At 61.6% G+C, this 16496-nt stretch carries 22 protein-coding genes; 15 read left to right on the forward strand and 7 right to left on the reverse strand.

Annotation, left to right across the window (positions count from 1 at the left end):
* The first annotated feature begins 17 nt into the window (after positions 1–17).
* Positions 18–221 (forward strand): hypothetical protein, encoded by a 204-nt coding sequence (locus WDN46_19795; GenBank protein MEJ0095559.1) that lies wholly within the window; start codon positions 18–20, stop codon positions 219–221.
* Positions 222–451: 230 nt separating this feature from the next.
* On the opposite strand, the gene WDN46_19800 is transcribed toward WDN46_19795, so the two are convergent.
* Together WDN46_19800 and WDN46_19805 are read right to left on the reverse strand one after the other, a co-directional pair.
* Complete coding sequence (locus WDN46_19800; protein MEJ0095560.1) at positions 452–1555, reverse strand: AbrB family transcriptional regulator; 1104 nt, start codon at positions 1553–1555, stop codon at positions 452–454.
* A 22-nt stretch (positions 1556–1577) separates the two neighbouring features.
* Positions 1578–2150, reverse strand: a complete 573-nt coding sequence (locus WDN46_19805) for a hydrolase (protein MEJ0095561.1) — start codon at positions 2148–2150, stop codon at positions 1578–1580.
* A 113-nt stretch (positions 2151–2263) separates the two neighbouring features.
* Here WDN46_19805 and WDN46_19810 point away from each other — a divergent pair, with 113 nt between their 5' ends.
* Together WDN46_19810 and WDN46_19815 are read left to right on the forward strand one after the other, a co-directional pair.
* Complete coding sequence (locus tag WDN46_19810) at positions 2264–2890, forward strand: helix-turn-helix domain-containing protein (GenBank protein ID MEJ0095562.1); 627 nt, start codon at positions 2264–2266, stop codon at positions 2888–2890.
* Positions 2880–3800 (forward strand): NlpC/P60 family protein, encoded by a 921-nt coding sequence (locus WDN46_19815; protein ID MEJ0095563.1) that lies wholly within the window; start codon positions 2880–2882, stop codon positions 3798–3800. Before WDN46_19810 ends, WDN46_19815 begins: the two co-directional genes overlap by 11 nt.
* 25 nt (positions 3801–3825) lie before the next feature.
* Here the strand turns inward: WDN46_19815 and WDN46_19820 are convergent, their stop codons facing one another.
* A complete protein-coding gene (locus WDN46_19820; protein MEJ0095564.1) occupies positions 3826–4227 on the reverse strand; it encodes a hypothetical protein in 402 nt (133 codons plus the stop codon).
* Between the two features lie 163 nt (positions 4228–4390).
* Between WDN46_19820 and def the strand changes: the two genes are divergently transcribed.
* From def to truA, 3 genes are all read left to right on the forward strand, one after another.
* Positions 4391–4957, forward strand: a complete 567-nt coding sequence (def, locus tag WDN46_19825; GenBank protein MEJ0095565.1) for a peptide deformylase — start codon at positions 4391–4393, stop codon at positions 4955–4957.
* A 98-nt stretch (positions 4958–5055) separates the two neighbouring features.
* A complete protein-coding gene (fmt, locus tag WDN46_19830) occupies positions 5056–6015 on the forward strand; it encodes a methionyl-tRNA formyltransferase (protein ID MEJ0095566.1) in 960 nt (319 codons plus the stop codon).
* The gene (gene truA, locus WDN46_19835) at positions 6002–6745 is read left to right on the forward strand and encodes a tRNA pseudouridine(38-40) synthase TruA (GenBank protein ID MEJ0095567.1); all 744 of its coding nucleotides are present in this window, start codon (positions 6002–6004) and stop codon (positions 6743–6745) included. The genes fmt and truA overlap by 14 nt, the downstream gene beginning before the upstream one ends.
* On the opposite strand, the gene WDN46_19840 is transcribed toward truA, so the two are convergent.
* Genes WDN46_19840 through lgt form a run of 3 tightly spaced genes read right to left on the reverse strand, consistent with a single transcriptional unit; the run spans position 6742 to position 9421 of the window.
* Positions 6742–7518 carry a polyphenol oxidase family protein gene (locus WDN46_19840; protein MEJ0095568.1) on the reverse strand — a complete coding sequence of 259 codons (777 nt, stop codon included), beginning with the start codon at positions 7516–7518 and terminating at the stop codon, positions 6742–6744. The two genes, truA and WDN46_19840, sit on opposite strands and share 4 nt — an antisense overlap.
* Positions 7515–8606, reverse strand: a complete 1092-nt coding sequence (locus WDN46_19845) for an SAM-dependent methyltransferase (protein ID MEJ0095569.1) — start codon at positions 8604–8606, stop codon at positions 7515–7517. Before WDN46_19845 ends, WDN46_19840 begins: the two co-directional genes overlap by 4 nt.
* On the reverse strand, positions 8603–9421 hold the full coding sequence (gene lgt / locus WDN46_19850) for a prolipoprotein diacylglyceryl transferase (GenBank protein MEJ0095570.1): 819 nt from the start codon (positions 9419–9421) through the stop codon (positions 8603–8605). The genes WDN46_19845 and lgt overlap by 4 nt, the downstream gene beginning before the upstream one ends.
* A gap of 238 nt (positions 9422–9659) precedes the next feature.
* Between lgt and WDN46_19855 the strand changes: the two genes are divergently transcribed.
* The 5 genes from WDN46_19855 (at position 9660) to WDN46_19875 (ending at position 12876) form a co-directional block, all read left to right on the forward strand.
* Positions 9660–9932 (forward strand): accessory factor UbiK family protein, encoded by a 273-nt coding sequence (locus WDN46_19855; protein ID MEJ0095571.1) that lies wholly within the window; start codon positions 9660–9662, stop codon positions 9930–9932.
* Between the two features lie 287 nt (positions 9933–10219).
* Positions 10220–10720, forward strand: coding sequence for a YbjN domain-containing protein (locus tag WDN46_19860; protein MEJ0095572.1), 501 nt, complete (start codon positions 10220–10222; stop codon positions 10718–10720).
* A gap of 1 nt (position 10721) precedes the next feature.
* Positions 10722–11546 carry a pyrroline-5-carboxylate reductase gene (proC, locus tag WDN46_19865; GenBank protein ID MEJ0095573.1) on the forward strand — a complete coding sequence of 275 codons (825 nt, stop codon included), beginning with the start codon at positions 10722–10724 and terminating at the stop codon, positions 11544–11546.
* Between the two features lie 50 nt (positions 11547–11596).
* Positions 11597–12022, forward strand: a complete 426-nt coding sequence (locus WDN46_19870) for a hypothetical protein (protein ID MEJ0095574.1) — start codon at positions 11597–11599, stop codon at positions 12020–12022.
* A gap of 86 nt (positions 12023–12108) precedes the next feature.
* Positions 12109–12876 (forward strand): TetR/AcrR family transcriptional regulator, encoded by a 768-nt coding sequence (locus WDN46_19875; protein MEJ0095575.1) that lies wholly within the window; start codon positions 12109–12111, stop codon positions 12874–12876.
* A gap of 38 nt (positions 12877–12914) precedes the next feature.
* Here the strand turns inward: WDN46_19875 and WDN46_19880 are convergent, their stop codons facing one another.
* The gene (locus WDN46_19880; GenBank protein MEJ0095576.1) at positions 12915–13403 is read right to left on the reverse strand and encodes an FxsA family protein; all 489 of its coding nucleotides are present in this window, start codon (positions 13401–13403) and stop codon (positions 12915–12917) included.
* A gap of 141 nt (positions 13404–13544) precedes the next feature.
* On the opposite strand from WDN46_19880, the gene WDN46_19885 reads away from it, so the two are divergent.
* Genes WDN46_19885 through WDN46_19900 form a run of 4 tightly spaced genes read left to right on the forward strand, consistent with a single transcriptional unit; the run spans position 13545 to position 16393 of the window.
* On the forward strand, positions 13545–14267 hold the full coding sequence (locus WDN46_19885; protein MEJ0095577.1) for a Tim44/TimA family putative adaptor protein: 723 nt from the start codon (positions 13545–13547) through the stop codon (positions 14265–14267).
* 15 nt (positions 14268–14282) lie between these two features.
* Complete coding sequence (locus WDN46_19890) at positions 14283–15350, forward strand: MltA domain-containing protein (GenBank protein MEJ0095578.1); 1068 nt, start codon at positions 14283–14285, stop codon at positions 15348–15350.
* Positions 15347–15946, forward strand: coding sequence for a Smr/MutS family protein (locus WDN46_19895; GenBank protein ID MEJ0095579.1), 600 nt, complete (start codon positions 15347–15349; stop codon positions 15944–15946). Before WDN46_19890 ends, WDN46_19895 begins: the two co-directional genes overlap by 4 nt.
* A gap of 27 nt (positions 15947–15973) precedes the next feature.
* Entirely contained in the window at positions 15974–16393 is a 420-nt protein-coding gene (locus WDN46_19900) for a metallopeptidase family protein (protein ID MEJ0095580.1), read from the forward strand.
* Positions 16394–16496 lie beyond the last annotated feature (103 nt).

Consider the following 16496-nt stretch of genomic DNA (forward strand, 5'->3'; position numbering starts at 1 on the left):
ACCTAGGAGGATTTTGCATGAAACAGCCAGGGTTAGACAATCGGCATCGCGACCAAACAGGAGAGATCCGGCGCAAGAATAGCAACACGCTTGTTCGGACGCTTCGCGAAGAATACGGTCCTGACTTCGCTAAGGGATATAGGTCGGACGCCAAACTGGGCACTGTCTTAAAAAATGAAGGGGCTGACTCCCTTCATGATCTTCTTAGTCCAAAGCATTGAGATAAAGAGATTTGACAGGAGAAGAAACGGCCGAACCCCGGCCGCTTCTTCTCATTCATCGCACTGCCGACCCCTGCGCCTTTGGATTTTGAAGTCAAGGATGCGCCTAAGCGCGCCGCCGCAGGCGGTCTTCGGTGCTTGAGTTCAAAACCCAGAGACGCTTTTCTGCCGCCATGCGATCATTGTGATTTTGCGCAGGCGCGGGCGATTGGGCGTCAATAGCCTGGGCCTCAACGCGTCGCCTCTTTCTCCAGCGCGCGCCCACTCGACCGGTCTGCCAGCAACCGCGCCAGCGGCGGCCCTAGGATGAGCACGAACACGAAGCGCACCGTCTGCAGCGCGATGACGAAAGAAACGTCGACCTTGCTCGAGGCCGCGATGATCGCAACAGAGTCCATCCCGCCTGGGCTGGTGGCGAGATAGGCCGTCAGCGGATCAATGCCGGCGAATTCCGTCAGCAGCCACGCAAGGCCGCCGCCAACTGCGATCAAGGCGAGAATCGACGCCACGACTTGCGGCAGGGCGCGCAACGCATGGCGCAAGATGGGCAGCGTGAAGCCAAGGCCAATGTGCCAGCCAACCACCGCGTAGCTCGCGCCGAGCAGCCATTGCGGCAGCTCGATCGTCAGCAGCCCTGTCGCATGGAGCGCGGCGCCCACGACCATCGGCGCGAGTAGCGGCCCCGCAGGGATTCGCAACCGGTGACCGACAAACGCGCCAATTCCGGCTAACGCCAGAGTCATGGCGAAGGAGGGCCATTCGATCGGCGCAAACCAGTCGGCCGCAGGCATTGGAGCGCCGGACGCGTGCACCCAAAAACGCGCGACGAGGGAGGCGGCCGCCGCAACAAACACCACGCGCAGATATTGCATGAAGGCGACCAACCGGGCGTCGGCGCCATAGGCCTCGGCCATCAGCACCATCGCGCTTGCGGCCCCCGGCGAGGCTCCCCAGATCGCGGTCGTGCCCGGCAACACGCGCAACCGGCTCATCAACGCGCCGAGCAGATTGCTCGCGACGATCACAGCGAACACGACGCCAAGAAAGAGCGGCCAATCCTTGGCGAAGGAGACGAGAATCGCCGGGGTGATGGCGCGGGCGACGAGGCAGCCGATGATCGCCTGAGAGGCGAAATAGGCCGGACGAGGAATGCGAACGATCCCGCCGGCGACGGCGAGCAGAATGGCGGCGATCATCGGGCCAAGCAGCAGCGCCGCCGGCAGGCCCGCCATCCTGAGCAAAGCGGCCAAGAGCAGAGATCCGACGATCAGCAAAGCCCAACGCGCGATGGGAGACAGCCGCGAGGGGAAAGAGAAGCCGGAAAGGTCTGGCAAATGCGTCGCGCTCCGGTTTGGGTCAGCTTTTGGCGAAGGCGATATCCGCCGACTGAGCCAAAATCGCGATTCGCGGCAGGATCGCGGTGATGGCGAAATCATGCATCGCGGAAGAACGGCTCGCCGTCGCATCCTCCGCGATCACGAGATTATATCCATGCTCCCAGGCTTGGCGTGCGGTCGATTCGACGCCGAAATTGGTGGCGACGCCGCCAAGGACGATGGTCTTTACGCCGCGGCGGCGGAGCTGGAGCTCAAGATCGGTTCCATAGAAGGCGCCCCATTGCCGCTTCGTTACGCGGATGTCGGTTGGCTCCGGGAGCCCATCCGCCAGATCGCTCCAGCCCGCCGGCAGCCCATTTGTCGGACGCGGCGTCGGCTGGTCGACAGGCTGGCGGAGCGCATCCCCGAAATCGGCGGACCACGCGACATTGACCAGCACGACAGGCGCACCGGCGGCGCGGAATCGCTGCGCGAGACCGATGGAAGTTTGTAGAATCTGCGCGCCGGATCGGGGCTCAAACGGCATGTCGACAATGCCTTTCTGGAGGTCAATGAGAACAAGAGCGGTTGTGCGCGGATCAAGATCGGTCATTGCTATTGCCTTTTGAAGAAAGCGAGGCGCAGCCTTGAAGCGGCGTCTTAGGGGTGGATCATCCCTTCGCCCGCTACTATATGAGGATAGCCTCACGAATAGGATATACGAGGATGACCTCGCAAAAGTCAACTTCTCTTGCCGCCCGCGAACCGCAGCGGCTCCGGGGAAAATTGCGGGTCGCCGCGCTGATGCGGGCGGGAGCCGAGATATTCGCCGAAAAAGGCTATGACGCCGCGACGATGACCGAGATTGCGGCGCGCGGCGAGACGGCGATCGGGTCGCTCTATCAGTTCTTTCCGAACAAGGAAGCATTGGCGGACGCCGTGCTCGCGCATTACCGCGAGATCATGGACACCGCCCTGCAAGGAATCGAGGAGCGGGCGCGAAAGCTTACGGCCGCCGCGCTGGCGGATGCGCTGCTCGACCTGACGATCGAACATACGATGGAAAGAGCCGCGGCTGTCGCCCTGCTCGATCGGCGAGGAGACGCATCCCCCCAGCGCGAAGAATTCCGCGCCATGACGCGACAGGGAATCGCCCGCATCCTGAGCGCCCGCGATTCGCAGCTGCGAGCAGACAGAATCCTCGGCATGAGCGCGATCCTTTTGCAGACGATGAAAGCCGCCGCCGCGCTGGCCGCCGAGAAAGATCCTGATTTGAGACGGAGCGCTCTGACGGAGTTGCGCGACATGACGCGCTTCTATCTAACGCAACGGCTTAGTGCGGATGCCCGCTGACGCGGCTCCGGCCATCGACTATCGTTCAAACCAACAACTCTGGCAGCGCCCCTCGGAAATGACCAAACTCGATCGTCGCCTGACCCCCGCCCGGCCGGATCTTGCCGCCGCGCATTTGCGCGGCCAAGTCGAGGCTGCCGATTATGTCGAAGGCCGGCGCGTCGCAATTCGCGTTGGCCTCGTCGATCTGCGCCCCGAACCTGCCTATGACGCCTCGATCGATACGCAGGCGTTGTTCGGCGAGACGGCGATTCTCTATGAAGATAACGAAGGCTGGGGCTGGATTCAGCTGGAGCGCGACGGCTATGTCGGCTATCTCCCGATCACCGCGCTAGGCGAAGTTGGCTCCCCGCCGACCCACCGAGTCAGAACCAATCGGAGCTTCATTTATCCGGGGCCGAACATGAAGCTGCCGGTCGTCGACGCTTTGCCGCTCGGGGCCGTGGTCAGCGTCGCCGCCGCAAGCGAGGCCTTTGTCCGCCTCGCCGACGGAGGTTTTGTCTTCGCCGATCATCTCGCCGCTTTAGGTGAGCCGGAGACTGATTTTGTCGCCGTCGCCGAACGGCTATTGCACGCGCCATATCTGTGGGGCGGCAAGTCGAGTCTTGGCGTCGATTGCTCGGGCCTCGTCCAGATTTCCCTCGACGCTGCAGGGGTCAAATCCCCGCGCGACACCGATCTGCAGGAAATGGCGCTCGGCGCGCCGGTTCCCTTGCGCGGGGATCTGAGCGGCCTCCGGCGTGGCGATCTCGTCTTCTGGCGCGGCCATGTCGGCGTCATGCGCGACGAGGCGACATTGCTGCACGCCAATGCGCATCACATGCTGGTCGCGAGCGAACCTTTGGCTTTGGCGAGCGACAGAATACTCGCCAACACCAGCGCGGCGATTACATCGATCAGGCGGTTATGAACCTCTGCCGCTGCTGCGCAGCGGGTCAGTCAAGGCATTTGGTCCGCTCAGCTAAAGCATTAAAGAAGCGCCACTCCTCCGGAGGAACGTTATTCAAGCCTTTAACCTCCACGGCTCCTCGCGGGGTAATCGCGACTTGCCAGGGGTCGATTGAGGAACCCTTCTCAAGGGAGGGCGCAATGACCATTGTGTAGGATAGCGACTCACATATCTCGCTATCCTCCGCCGACAGCGGCGCTGCAAAAGAGGCGGCCGCGGATTCTGGCGTCGTTTCATTGAACAGCTCAAGCGAGCCATCATAATTCAGGCGGAATACATCCCTGATCGAGATAATGCCGCCTGTCTGACATTTCGCCTGCTGGCTTGTCACGAAAGAAGCGGTAGCTAGGCAGGCGGACGCAAGGGCGAGCGATAGAACAATTTTCATGTTTGTTACCCCCATCGACTTGGGAATCTCTTTATATTGCGCTCATTTTCCCCGCTCTTTAAGAGGCATTTTCGGAAAAGACAGCCGCATGGCCTGTATTTGGCCGCCGTTCCCGCTCAAAACCGAAATTGATTTTCGCCCGGCCTCGCATTATTTCTGATTCATGTCTCTGCGCCCCATCATTATCCTGCCCGATCCTCGCCTGCGTATTGTCGCCAAGCCTGTTCTCGCTGTCGACGACAGCGTTCGCGCGCTGATGGATGACATGCTTGAGACCATGTATGACGCGCCCGGCATCGGTCTTGCGGCACCGCAAATCGGCGTCGACAAGCGGGTGATCGTACTTGATGTCGCCAAGCGCCAGGACGATTCAGTTGCGGCCGAGCCGATGTGCTTCGCCAATCCGGAGATTCTGTGGGCTTCCGAGGAGCTCTCGGTCTATGAGGAGGGCTGCCTGTCGATCCCCGAATATTATGAGGAGGTTGAGCGGCCGGCGCGCGTAAAGGTCGGCTACCTCGACCGCGAAGGCCGCCGTCAGGAAATCGAGGCCGGCGACATTCTGGCGACCTGCCTGCAACATGAAATTGACCATTTGGATGGCGTGTTGTTCATCGATCATATTTCTCGGCTGAAACGGGCGCGGATCATCAAGAAGTTCAGCAAGGCGGCCAAGCTCGACGACGCGGAGCGCAAAGGCAACGCCGGCGCCGCAGCCAACAGCGGAATCTGATAAGACGCAGCCTCGACGCAGCCTCGCGCTGAGAAGAGCGCTTGGTTCGGGAACGGCCTCCAAACAGCATCCACTCCACAACACGCCGGGCCAGACATTTGCGCATCGTTTTTATGGGAACGCCGGAGTTTTCCGTTCCGACGCTGACTGAAATCATCGCCCAGGGTCACGAGGTGGTTGCGGTCTATACGCGCGCGCCAAAACCGGGAGGCCGGCGCGGGCTCGAATTGAGCCCCTCCCCCGTTCATGCGGCGGCGCAGCGCTTCAACATCGAGGTTTTGACGCCGGCGACGCTGCGATCCGAGCAGGCCGCCGCCGCATTGCGCAGCTTTGAGCCCGAGGTCGTGGTGGTCGTCGCCTATGGTCTGATCCTGCCAAAGGAGATTCTGGCTATTCCCGCCCGCGGCTGCCTCAATCTGCACGCCTCCCTTCTGCCGCGCTGGCGCGGCGCGGCCCCCATCCAGCGCGCGATCATGGCCGGCGACGCTCATACCGGCGTAATGATCATGCGCATGGAGGAAGGTCTTGATACCGGCCCCGTCGCATTGGCCGAACGGATAGAAATCGGACCGGAGGCCAATGCCGGCGAGATTCATGATCGGCTGGCGCGGATCGGAGCCGATCTGATGTTGCGCGCGCTGGCGGCGCTGGAGCGCGGCAGCCTGTCCTTCACCCCGCAAGGGGAGGAGGGCGTCATTTATGCGCGTAAGATCGACAAGGCCGAGGCGCGGATCGACTGGACGAAATCGGCGATCGAGACGCATAATTTGATCCGCGGACTCGCGCCTTTTCCGGGCGCTTTCTTCGAGGCCGATCTCGGCAAAGGCCGTGAGCGCATCAAAATTCTGCGTGCTCACGTCGTCGTAGACGCAGTTGGCGATCCGGGCCGCGTTATTGACGATGCGCTGACCATCGCTTGCGGCGAAAGTGCTGTCCAGATTACCGAGCTTCAGCGCTCCGGCAAGGCTCCCATGAAGGCCGAGGATTTCTTGCGCGGCGCGGCTTTGCCTGCCGGAACCTTGCTCGGATCGCCCGAAAAATCCGATGCCGCGTTATAAGCTGCTCATTGAATATGACGGCGCGCCCTATGTCGGCTGGCAAAGGCAGACGAACGGCATCGCCGTGCAGGAAGTGATCGAGACCGCGATCGCGGCCTTTTGCGGCGAGGACATAAGAATCCGCGGCGCCGGACGGACCGACGCCGGCGTCCACGCCAAGGGCCAGGTCGCTCATGCCGATCTCACGAAAGAATGGCGCGGGGATGTGTTGCGCGACGCATTGAACTCCTATTTGCGGCCGCAGCCTGTCGCTATTTTGGCGGCGGAACAGGTCAGCGAGGCCTTCGACGCGCGCTTCTCGGCGGTGCGACGACACTATCTCTACAAAATCGTCAACCGCCGCGCGCCTTTGACTTTTGAGAGGGGCCTGAGCTGGCTGGTCAAACGGGACCTTGATGCGGGGGCCATGCAGGAGGCGGCGCAAAAGCTTCTTGGCAGACATGATTTCTCGACTTTTCGCGACTCGGAGTGCCAGGCGGAGAGCCCGCTCCGCACCCTCGATCAACTCGACATAACGCGGAGCGGCGAACAAATTCATATCCGCGCCGCCGCCCGCTCGTTTCTGCACTCGCAAGTGCGGTCAATGGTCGGCTCGCTGGAGCATGTCGGTTCGGGCAGATGGAGCGTCCAAGACATGGTGGCCGCATTTGAGGCGCGCGACAGACGCCGCTGCGGCATGGTGGCTCCGCCGGATGGGCTCTATTTTATGCAGGTCGATTACGACGATTAGACGAGCGCGATCGCGGAAATCTGGCGACCATAGTCAGGCTCTTTTTTATGCACCGATCGGCGATAGGAAAAGAACCGCTCTGGATCTCCGTAAGTGTCGAGGCCGAGGTCCGTGAAGCCGCCGACCCGGGCTTGGCGCAAGCGCAGACCGATGAAGCCCGGCAGATCGAACATGAAATGGCCATCTCTCGGCGAAGGCGCGAAGAATTTGGCGTAAGTTTTCGAGGCCGCGACGAAGCGCTCAAAAAACTCAGGACCAACTTCGTAGCTTTGCTGCGAGATCGTCGGGCCGAGCGCCGCGAGCGTCGACGCTCTGTCGGCGCCCAACGTTTCCATTGCGGCGAGCGTCGCCTCGAGCACGCCGGTCAATGCGCCCTTCCATCCAGCGTGCGCCGCGCCTATGACTCGCGCCTTCGGGTCGGCGAAAAGAATCATGCCGCAATCGGCGCCGGTGACGGCGAGGGCGACGCCGGGGGTTGCGCTGACCAGCGCGTCGCAACGCGGGCGCTCGACGAAAGGCCCCGTCGCGATGACGGCGCCGGCCGAATGAATCTGATAGGGCACAAGCAATTGCGCCGGGTCGATGCGCAAATGCGCCGCCATCCTGCGTCGATTCTCCGCAACGGCTTGCGGATCGTCCTTCGACCCGACGCCGCCGTTGAGCGTCGCATAAACCCCGGTCGAGACGCCGCCCTGCCGCGTGAAAAACCCATGCGACACGCCGGGCGCATCAAGCAGAGGCGCGGAAATCGCGGTCGCTGAATCCTCGCTCACGCCGGCTCCTCCTCAAAGCCGGGCGGCGCATCAAATTCTCGCGGCGTAACGACCAAAACCTTAAATAGCTGCGCCATGTCGGTCGGTCTGTCGAACCCGCCCGCAAGGCGCTGCGCCGCCGCATCGATTTCGGCGCTTTGCCGCGGGTCAGCGCCGCGCTGCAAGATCGCCGCGCGATCGAAAATGCCAAGGCGGGACAGAAACTGTCCTTGCTTAAGGGGGCCATGGACATTGGCGCCGACCGCCCTCGCCGCGCGCGCGAGGCTGGTGAAATTGACATGAGCGGTCAGATCCGCCTCGCCCGGATCCTGTAGCGGATCGACGAATTGATGGCGCCTCACCGCCTGCAAGGTTTCGCCGCGCGCGGGCTCCGCATAGCCGTAGTCAAATGCGAGGAGAGCGCCGCTTTGCGAAACGATGCGCGCAGCGAGCCGCGTCATTATGCGCGAGGCGCCGACATCGACCTCGAGAATATCCTGCGGCTCGCCCTTCGCCGCGATGCTCTCTTCATGTTCAGCCGCGAGACCAAAGGTGAGGCGGCCCGCCTCATCGAGCCCAACCAGCCTTTCGCGCCAGCCGACGGAGTTGCGCACATAATGGCGCACAGGCAAAGCGTCGAAGAACTCGTTGGCGATAAAAATAGCTGCGCCCGGAGGAACTTCAGCGATGGTCTCGCACCAATGCGGCTCTATCCCAGACCCGGCAAGCGCCTGGCGCTGAGTTTCCCGCAGCGGCGCGCTGATCTCGACAAGGTGCAGCTCCACCGCGTTCAGGAAATGCGGCGCGACTCTGGCGGCCCTCAGCGCATCCGCCATCAGGCTGCCCCGACCGGGTCCTAATTCGACGAGATGGAAGGTTTTTGGCTCACCCATCAGGCGCCAAACCTCGACGCACCAAAGACCAATCAGTTCGCCGAACATCTGGCTGATTTCCGGCGCGGTGATGAAATCGCCCTGCGCGCCAAGCGGCGCTTTCGACCGATAGTAGCCGTACACCGGATGACTCAGCGCCAGCGTCATATAGGTTTCGAGACTCATCGGCCCATTCTCGAGGATCATCTCGCGAATGATGGATTCAAGCGCGGTCATGCGAGCGCCAGCGGACGGCGCATCGCGCGCAGAATGAAAAAGACGCCGGCTGCGATCAAGGGCAGCGAGAGCAGCATTCCCATGGTCGCTCCTCCGAACAGAAAGCCAAGTTGCGGATCAGGTTCACGGAAGAACTCGCAAATGATTCGCGCCGTCCCATAGCCAAGGCCAAAAATGCCGGTGACGAGGCCAGGACGCCGCAGCGCGCCAAGACGCACTGCGACAAAAAGAATCAGGAATAGAACAAGGCCCTCAAGGCCCGCCTCATAGAGCTGGCTTGGATGGCGCGGCAGCGGCCCCGCGCCAGGAAAGACCATCGCCCAGGCGACATCGCTCGTCCGGCCCCAGAGCTCCGGCTTGATGAAATTAGCGATGCGGCCAAGAAAAATCCCGATCGGAACCGCGGCGCAAACAACGTCTCCGAGGCGAAGCACCGGAATGCCCCGACGCTTGGCGAGAATATAGACGGCGATCGCCGTTCCCGCGAAGCCGCCGTGAAACGACATCCCGCCCTCCCACACCGCCGGGATCTGCAGCGGATGGGCGAGATAAAACGCCGGATTGTAGAACAGCACATAACCAAGCCGCCCGCCGAGGATGACGCCAATCGCGGCATAAACGAGAAGATCGTCGATGCATGTGGCGTCAGGCCGTGGTCCAGAGCCCCACAGAGCAGGACGCCGGACGAGAAATTGCGCATAAGCCCAGCCGAGCACGAGCCCAGCGATATACGCAAGCGCATACCAGCGGATCGGAAAAGGACCGATCGCGATCAAAACCGGATCGATGCTTGGATAGGCAATAAGGCTCAGCATCTAAGCTCCCAGCATTGCGGCGTGATGCGACGAGAGCGCAGCCGCGTCAAGTCACCCGGCGATATTGCGCCAAATCGGTAACGAACCCATGTCAGGCTCGGTAAACTATGTTAGAGCGGGCGTGGGAGGTGTCGGCTTTTCCAACGAGATCCTGCATTAAAACAACCACATAGGGAGCATGGCCGCTCTCGTTTCAGGCGCTCGTCACGTTAGGGGCGCGCAATTTTGGAGGCAAGACATGGCGCAGAACAAAGTTTTCGAAGATTTCACGCGGCTCATGACCGACGCGTCGGAGATGGCGCAAGGAGTTCGCCGCGAAGCCGAGACGGCGATGAAGAGCCAGCTCGAACGTCTGCTCGCGACGATGGACGTCGTGACCCGCGACGAGTTCGAAGCCGTCAAGCAAATGGCCGCAAAGGCCCGCGAAGAAAACGAAAGATTGAGCGAGCGATTGGCGGCTTTAGAAGCCGAACTCGCGAAAAAGAGCAAGACCGCCCGCGAGCGCGAATAAGCGCTCGGTTTCAACAAACCCCTGCTCAACAGCGTGAATGTTTCTTTTGCGAAACTGCTCGCGCGCTGTCGAGAAGCTTGCAAGGCAGGGGACAACCTAGCTGCAGCCAGTTGCATAGGGATGCCACGTTGTGATTCCTTCGGATTCGGAGATCGAACGGCATTTTGAGTCGGCGCCTGAAGCGCGGCGCGAGTCGATCGATGTTTGGAATACGCATCGCCGCGTTACGCTGTCGCGCGCCTTGAAATGGAAACGTTTCGAGTCCGCATTATCCGAAGGGCCCTGGGATGTCGCTTTTGCAATTCGAAGCTCTTCGCGCGGAGCATCCTGTTGACCTCATAGAGAGGCTGGCCGCGCACAACCAATGGCCGTTCGACCGCGACGAGGAAGATGAGATCTCGATCGCCGTCGCCGGCAGTTGGACGGACTACAATATTGCTTTCACTTGGCTCGAAGATCTTGAGGCGCTGCATGTCGCCTGCGCCTTCGATCTAAAGGCGCCTTCCGCGCGAAAAGCCGAGGTCATTGCGCTGATCTCCCTCATCAACGAACAATTATGGTTGGGGCATTTCGATATCTGGCCGAACGACGGGGTGATTATGTTTCGCCATTCGATCGTCCTTTCGGGCGGCGCGGAGCTCAACGGCCAGCAATGCCAAACCGTCTTGACCAGCGCGGTCCGCGCTTGCGAGCGTTACTATCAGGCGTTTCAATTCGTGGTCTGGGCCGGCAAGAGCGGCCGCGAGGCGATCGAGACGATCATGCTCGAGACCAAAGGCGAAGCATAGCGTGAGCGGGCCAAACGAAGATCGCTTCCCCGCCTCCCTGGTCCTCGCCGGGGCGGGCAAAATGGGCGGGGCGATGTTACAGGCTTGGCTCGATCGGGATTTTGACCCACGCCGTATCTGCGTCATCGATCCGCAACCCGCTCAAAACATCGTGAGGCTTGCGGCCGAGAAAGGCTTTGCGCTGAACGCGCCAGCGCAGCCGCCGCAGGTTCTGGTTCTCGCCATCAAACCGCAGATGCTCGACGAGGCGACAACTCTCGCGTCGCTGGCTGGCCCGCAAACCCTGGCGATCTCCATACTTGCCGGCAAAACCATAGCCAATATCGCCGGCCGCCTGCCGCGCGCGGGAGCGATCATTCGGGCGATGCCTAATCTTCCCGCAGCGGTTGGTCGCGGCATGGCCGGACTTGTCGCCAACGAGGCGGTGACGCTGGCGCAGCGCGCCATGGCCGAGACGCTGTTCGCGGCGACCGGCCGATTCGAATGGCTGGCGGACGAGCGGCTGATCGACGCAGTGACGGCGATCTCCGGCTCCGGTCCAGCCTATGTTTTTTATCTGACCGAATGTTTGGCGGAGGCTGGAGCTGCGTTGGGGCTTCCCGCCGATGTCGCCGCAAGACTGGCGCGCGCCACGGTAGAGGGCACCGGGGAGCTCCTGTTCAAAAGCGGCGACAATGCGCCTTCGGAACTGCGCGAAAGCGTAACCTCGCGGGGTGGCACTACCGCCGCCGCCCTCGAGGTGCTGATGGCCCGGGACGGCCTCGCGCCGCTGATCGAACGCGCCGCCCAAGCCGCGCGACGCCGCGCGGAGGCGCTATCGGGATAAACATGCGCTGCCGGATTGCGTCCCAAAGCGAAGAAGCCAAGGATGGCGTCATGCGCGCTTCCGGTTTGGTTGGTTTGACCGCCGCGGTCCTCGCCCTCGGATTGACGCCGACGCGCCTGCGCGCGGAGGATGCGTTTCTCGCTCTGCCGTCAAACGCCGCGGGAGCTTTCAACTATGCGAGGCTATCCGACATCCAAGTGTTTCTGGACGCCAGTCCGACGCGTTGCAGCGTATTGCTGACGGATGGAGTAGAAATCAAAGCCTTCCAAAAATGTTCGGCCATCACCAAGCATCTCGAGCAGAATGGACTCGTCTCATTTCCGAATAATTATGGCTCCGTCTTGCTGGCTCCCGCTTTTATCGCAAGCCTGATTTCGACGAATAGCGGCGGCTGCCGATTGAATCTGCGAAGCGGCAGATGGGTTCCCGTCAATCAATCCTGCAACGAGGTTCACAAGGCGCTGTCCTCCGAATAGTTTGCTTGCGAAATTCGGAGCGGTCGGTCCTTGGTATCGCCTCTCACACTGATTACAGTAAAGACCAACACCGCTGGGAGGCGACGATGGTTCAAAAACACGAAGGCATCGATAAGGCCGCGGCCGGACATAAACCCGACGCCACAGATTTCGCCTCAAAACCGAAAGATCCCAAAAACGCGATCGTCGAGGCGTTGCTCGAGCTGGCGGGCGAACGCAATTGGGACGACATCACAATTTCCGACGTAGCGACGAGAGCCAATGTCTCGCTCTCGACCTTTCGGGACCTCTTTCCCTCAAAAGGCGCCGTTCTCGCCAGCTTCTTCCGAAATATCGACAAGAAAGTTCTTGACGCGGTGGGCGACGATCTCGTCGGCGAACCGGCCAAAGAGCGCTTATTTGACGTGCTGATGCGGCGGCTCGATGCGCTGGCGCCTTATAAGCTTGGCGTCGAAAGCATCGCAGACTGGACGCTCCGCGATCCGCTCGCCGCCGCCGCGATCAACCAACTCACCGTCAACTCGATGCGTTTCATGCTTGAGGCGGCGGGCATTGAGTCGGAGGGCGCGGTCGGGGTCGTGAAGCTCCAGGGCTTGGCTTTGGCCTGGGCGCGAATTCTCCCGGTCTGGTTCCGCGATGACGATGCGGGGCTGTCCTCGACCATGGCGGCGCTCGATCGCGAATTGACGCGCGGCGGACGATTTGTCGCACGAGCGGAGGATTTCAACAGACTGGCTTCGCCTTTGTTTTCGCTGGCGCGCTCTCTGTTCGAGCGGCGTCGCGATAATACTGACAAAGATCGCGGTCGGCACAGCGACGCCGCGGAAGAGACGGACTCTTCGGCGCGAAGCTGATCCCTTATCGCGAGGGAGGCAAACCCGCTAATGCGCCCTCAGGGACCAAAATTGGTCGGCCCCGGCCTTGAGCCTGGGTGATCCAGCCGCGACCACTCGCGTGGATCGAGCTCAACCAAGGTCGGTCCAGCGCGGCCGCCCTTCCGCCCACGGCTGGTCTTGCCGATCTGGAGCCTATCGCCGACCCAAAACCTGATCGAAGGCGCGGCAAGGGCGAGGCCAACAAAATCAGAGACGAAACCAGGCAGAATCAACAAGATCGCCCCAATCCCGAAAAGCGCGCCGTCGACCGCCGCCTCTCGCGACAACCCTGCCTCCTCATGCGAGCGGCTAGCCAGAGCCCGACGCAGGCGCATGGCGGTGGAAAGCCCAAGACGCCGCAACATAGCCGCGCCGGCGAAGCTGGTTAGAAGAGAAAGCAGCACGGCGCCGCCAAAGCCGATCGCATGAACGACCAAGGCAAAGGCAACGAATTCCGAGACGAACCAGAGGGCGATAAAAAGCGGAAGCCGAGCGGGCAGACGCATGCGTGACCTTCGAAGGAGCGGAAGCAAGAGGCTGTTATCCATTCTGGACTCCAGCCGATTCTCTCCCCAGATACAAATATATGATAAGCATGGAGGCGCGGCGCAACATGTCGTCGCCGAAACCGAGGCATCAAGACAGCGATGCAAGATTCTTTTGATTTGACGACCATTATTTTCGCGCTTCTGGCCGCTTTTGTGGTCTGGAAGCTGCGCGCCATTCTTGGCACGCGCACCGGCGCGGAAAAGCCGCCGAGAAACCCGTTTGTGGCGGGCGGCGACGCCCGGCCGCGCCTCGGAGAACCGGACAACAATGTCATACCCATGCCCGGCGCGGCGACGGCCGCAAATGCCGCGCCGAGCAGCGGAGTGAGCCCATCTGAGCGATGGAAGCCCTATGCTGAGCCGGGCTCCAAAGCTTCGGCAGGACTCGACGCCATTGCGGCGGCTGATTCGTCCTTCGCCATTCAACCTTTCCTCACCGGGGCCAAATCGGCTTATGAAATTATCGTAACCAGCTTCGCCGACGGAGATCGGCAGGTGTTGCAAAACCTCCTGGCCAAGGATGTTTTCGATAGCTTCGCAGCGGCGCTCGCTGAGCGTGAAAAGCGCGGCGAAAAGGTCGAGACCACCTTTGTCGCCATCGACAACGCCTCGGTCGCCGACGCCGAATTACGCGGCCGCATCGCCGAGATCACTCTGCGTTTCTCCGCCCAACTGATTAGCGCGACGCGCGACAGAGACGGAGCGGTCATCGACGGCAGCGCCGACAAGGTGATCGAAATCAACGACACCTGGACCTTTGCGCGAGACACCGCATCGCGCGATCCAAATTGGAAGGTCGTCTCGACCGGTCCGGGGCATTGATCGCAAGTCCGGGTGATGACTGAAGCATCGATCGAGGCAACGCCGCGGCCTTTGGCGAAATTGTCGTTCGGAGAGCTGGCAGGCTTTGCGGAAGATGATCATGCCGAGGCCTTCGCGGTTTTTCAGCGCTCTTGCGCTCCCATCCTCGCAGACCGCTCGCCGCTGCGCCAGGCGATTGCGCCATCAGCCGCCTTCAAGGCGATTTGCCGCAGCGCTTTGGCGCGAAACCTCTCGCGCGCGGAGGCGCGGCGTTTTTTCGAGACGCATTTTCGACCTTTTCGGACAATCTGCACCCCGGCCGGCGAGAGCGAGGGCTTCTTCACCGGCTATTACGAGCCGATCGTCGAGGGATCGCTGACGCGAACTGCCGACTTCATCGCGCCCATTCTCTCGCGCCCAAAAGATCTGACGTCACGCACTCCCTATCCCGACCGCGCCGCGATAGAAGCCGGAGCGATCGAGTCCCAGGCGGCGCCGATCGTCTGGCTGCGCGATCCAGTCGAGGTTTTCCTTATTCAGGTGCAAGGCTCCGCCCGGGTGCGCCTTGCTGACGGCCGGCTTTTGCGTCTCGTCTACTCCGGACGCAATGGCCAGAGCTATACGTCAATCGGGCGCATTTTGATCGAAAGCGGAGAAATCGACGCCGCCGAAATGTCGCTCGCAACGCTCAAACATTGGGTTCGCTCGCACGGCCAGAAGCCCGGCGAGGCCGGAGCGGCGCTGATGCAACGCAACAAGTCCTATGTTTTCTTCGCGCTCGACGCTTCGCTCGAACCAGAGGCGGGGCCAGTCGGCGGCGCCGGCCTCAGCCTCACGCCTTTGCGATCGATCGCCATCGACCGCGCTCTTTACGCCTATGGGACGCCGGTTTGGATCGACGCCGCGCTGCCCTGGCGCAGCAAAAGTCCGACGCCCTTGCGCCGCCTGATGATTGCGCAGGATACCGGCTCTGCTATTGTCGGAGCAGCGCGCGCCGATATCTTCTTTGGCTCGGGCGACGACGCCGGCGCGCGCGCTGGCGTCGTTCGGCACAGAGGCGATTTCATTGTTTTTCTACCCCGCGAAGAAGGGCTGGATCCGTGAGGGAAAGCATCCCGGCTTTCGGCAGGGGACGTCTCCGCCGCCTGAGCGCGGAGGAGATTGAGCTCTGGCTCACGGTCACTAAAACCATTGCGGCGCGCCCGTCCAGCACTGTGCCGCAGATACCGACGCCAAAGGAAACTCCGGTTCCGATCAAGCAGCCCGAGCCTAAGACGGCTGCTCAACCGGAAAAACCCCCGCCGCAAAAACCGGCTCTCGTGGAACGGCCAAAAGCTCCTCCCCTCGCGCCATTGGAGCGCAGGCTGCGGCAAAGGCTGTCGCGCGGGCGCGCCGCGCCTGACGCCGTGATCGACTTGCATGGAATGCGGCGGCAGGAAGCCTTTGCGGCCCTGCGTCAATTTCTGGCGTCGGCGCAGCGCGACGGCGCTAAGGTCGCCCTCGTCGTCACCGGCAAGGGCGGCCAAAGCCTCTCGGAGGGTGGGACTGCCGGCGTTTTGCGGCGGCAGGTGCCGCAATGGCTGCGCGGCCCCGAATATCATTCCATCGTGCTCGGCTTCGAGGAGGCTTCGCGATCGCACGGCGGCGCTGGGGCGCTTTATGTGCGGATCAAACGACGCGATCGGGCCACTCACGGATAGAGAAGCACTCGACCTAAGGGTTTCATCATGACCTCCCCGCCCTTCGACTGGACCAACGTCATCGCGCCATCGCTCGGCGATTTCGATCGGATGGCCAATTCGGCTTTCGCCGGACTGCCGGAAGATTTCCGCCAGCTTTGCGAGGGCGTCATCATCCGCGTTGAAGATTTTCCCGACGATGCGACGCTGAAGGAGATGAATTGCGAGAGCGAATTCGAACTGCTTGGCCTCTTTCGCGGCCGCGGTCTCGCGCACGGCGAAGCCTCAATGGCGACAGGGCAATTTCCCAATATGGTCTGGCTTTACCGGCGTCCCATCCTGGATTTCTGGGCCGATGAGGACAATGCGCTCGGCGACATCGTCACCCACGTTCTCGTGCATGAGATCGGGCACCATTTTGGACTATCCGACGACGATATGGCGGCGATCGAAGAACGCGCAAGGTGAGTCGGGGCGGGGCCTAATCAATGGCGCAGAGGGCGAATGCGCATTGATAAAGTAGAAACTCACAACATCAGGGTAGAAACGTACAACACGTTTTGTTAGAATT

This window comes from Methylocella sp. (assembly GCA_037200525.1).
Taxonomy (GTDB): domain Bacteria; phylum Pseudomonadota; class Alphaproteobacteria; order Rhizobiales; family Beijerinckiaceae; genus Methylocapsa.

What these genes read in the sequence shown, in the direction of transcription:
- WDN46_19795 (MEJ0095559.1), top strand. Translation starts at nt 18, where the DNA reads ATGAAACAGCCAGGGTTAGACAATCGGCATCGCGACCAAACAGGAGAG.
- WDN46_19805 (MEJ0095561.1), bottom strand. Translation starts at nt 2,150, where the DNA reads ATGACCGATCTTGATCCGCGCACAACCGCTCTTGTTCTCATTGACCTC.
- WDN46_19810 (MEJ0095562.1), top strand. Translation starts at nt 2,264, where the DNA reads ATGACCTCGCAAAAGTCAACTTCTCTTGCCGCCCGCGAACCGCAGCGG.
- WDN46_19815 (MEJ0095563.1), top strand. Translation starts at nt 2,880, where the DNA reads ATGCCCGCTGACGCGGCTCCGGCCATCGACTATCGTTCAAACCAACAA.
- WDN46_19820 (MEJ0095564.1), bottom strand. Translation starts at nt 4,227, where the DNA reads ATGAAAATTGTTCTATCGCTCGCCCTTGCGTCCGCCTGCCTAGCTACC.
- def (MEJ0095565.1), top strand. Translation starts at nt 4,391, where the DNA reads ATGTCTCTGCGCCCCATCATTATCCTGCCCGATCCTCGCCTGCGTATT.
- truA (MEJ0095567.1), top strand. Translation starts at nt 6,002, where the DNA reads ATGCCGCGTTATAAGCTGCTCATTGAATATGACGGCGCGCCCTATGTC.
- WDN46_19845 (MEJ0095569.1), bottom strand. Translation starts at nt 8,606, where the DNA reads ATGACCGCGCTTGAATCCATCATTCGCGAGATGATCCTCGAGAATGGG.
- lgt (MEJ0095570.1), bottom strand. Translation starts at nt 9,421, where the DNA reads ATGCTGAGCCTTATTGCCTATCCAAGCATCGATCCGGTTTTGATCGCG.
- WDN46_19855 (MEJ0095571.1), top strand. Translation starts at nt 9,660, where the DNA reads ATGGCGCAGAACAAAGTTTTCGAAGATTTCACGCGGCTCATGACCGAC.
- WDN46_19860 (MEJ0095572.1), top strand. Translation starts at nt 10,220, where the DNA reads ATGTCGCTTTTGCAATTCGAAGCTCTTCGCGCGGAGCATCCTGTTGAC.
- WDN46_19870 (MEJ0095574.1), top strand. Translation starts at nt 11,597, where the DNA reads ATGCGCGCTTCCGGTTTGGTTGGTTTGACCGCCGCGGTCCTCGCCCTC.
- WDN46_19875 (MEJ0095575.1), top strand. Translation starts at nt 12,109, where the DNA reads ATGGTTCAAAAACACGAAGGCATCGATAAGGCCGCGGCCGGACATAAA.
- WDN46_19880 (MEJ0095576.1), bottom strand. Translation starts at nt 13,403, where the DNA reads ATGCGTCTGCCCGCTCGGCTTCCGCTTTTTATCGCCCTCTGGTTCGTC.
- WDN46_19885 (MEJ0095577.1), top strand. Translation starts at nt 13,545, where the DNA reads ATGCAAGATTCTTTTGATTTGACGACCATTATTTTCGCGCTTCTGGCC.
- WDN46_19890 (MEJ0095578.1), top strand. Translation starts at nt 14,283, where the DNA reads ATGACTGAAGCATCGATCGAGGCAACGCCGCGGCCTTTGGCGAAATTG.
- WDN46_19900 (MEJ0095580.1), top strand. Translation starts at nt 15,974, where the DNA reads ATGACCTCCCCGCCCTTCGACTGGACCAACGTCATCGCGCCATCGCTC.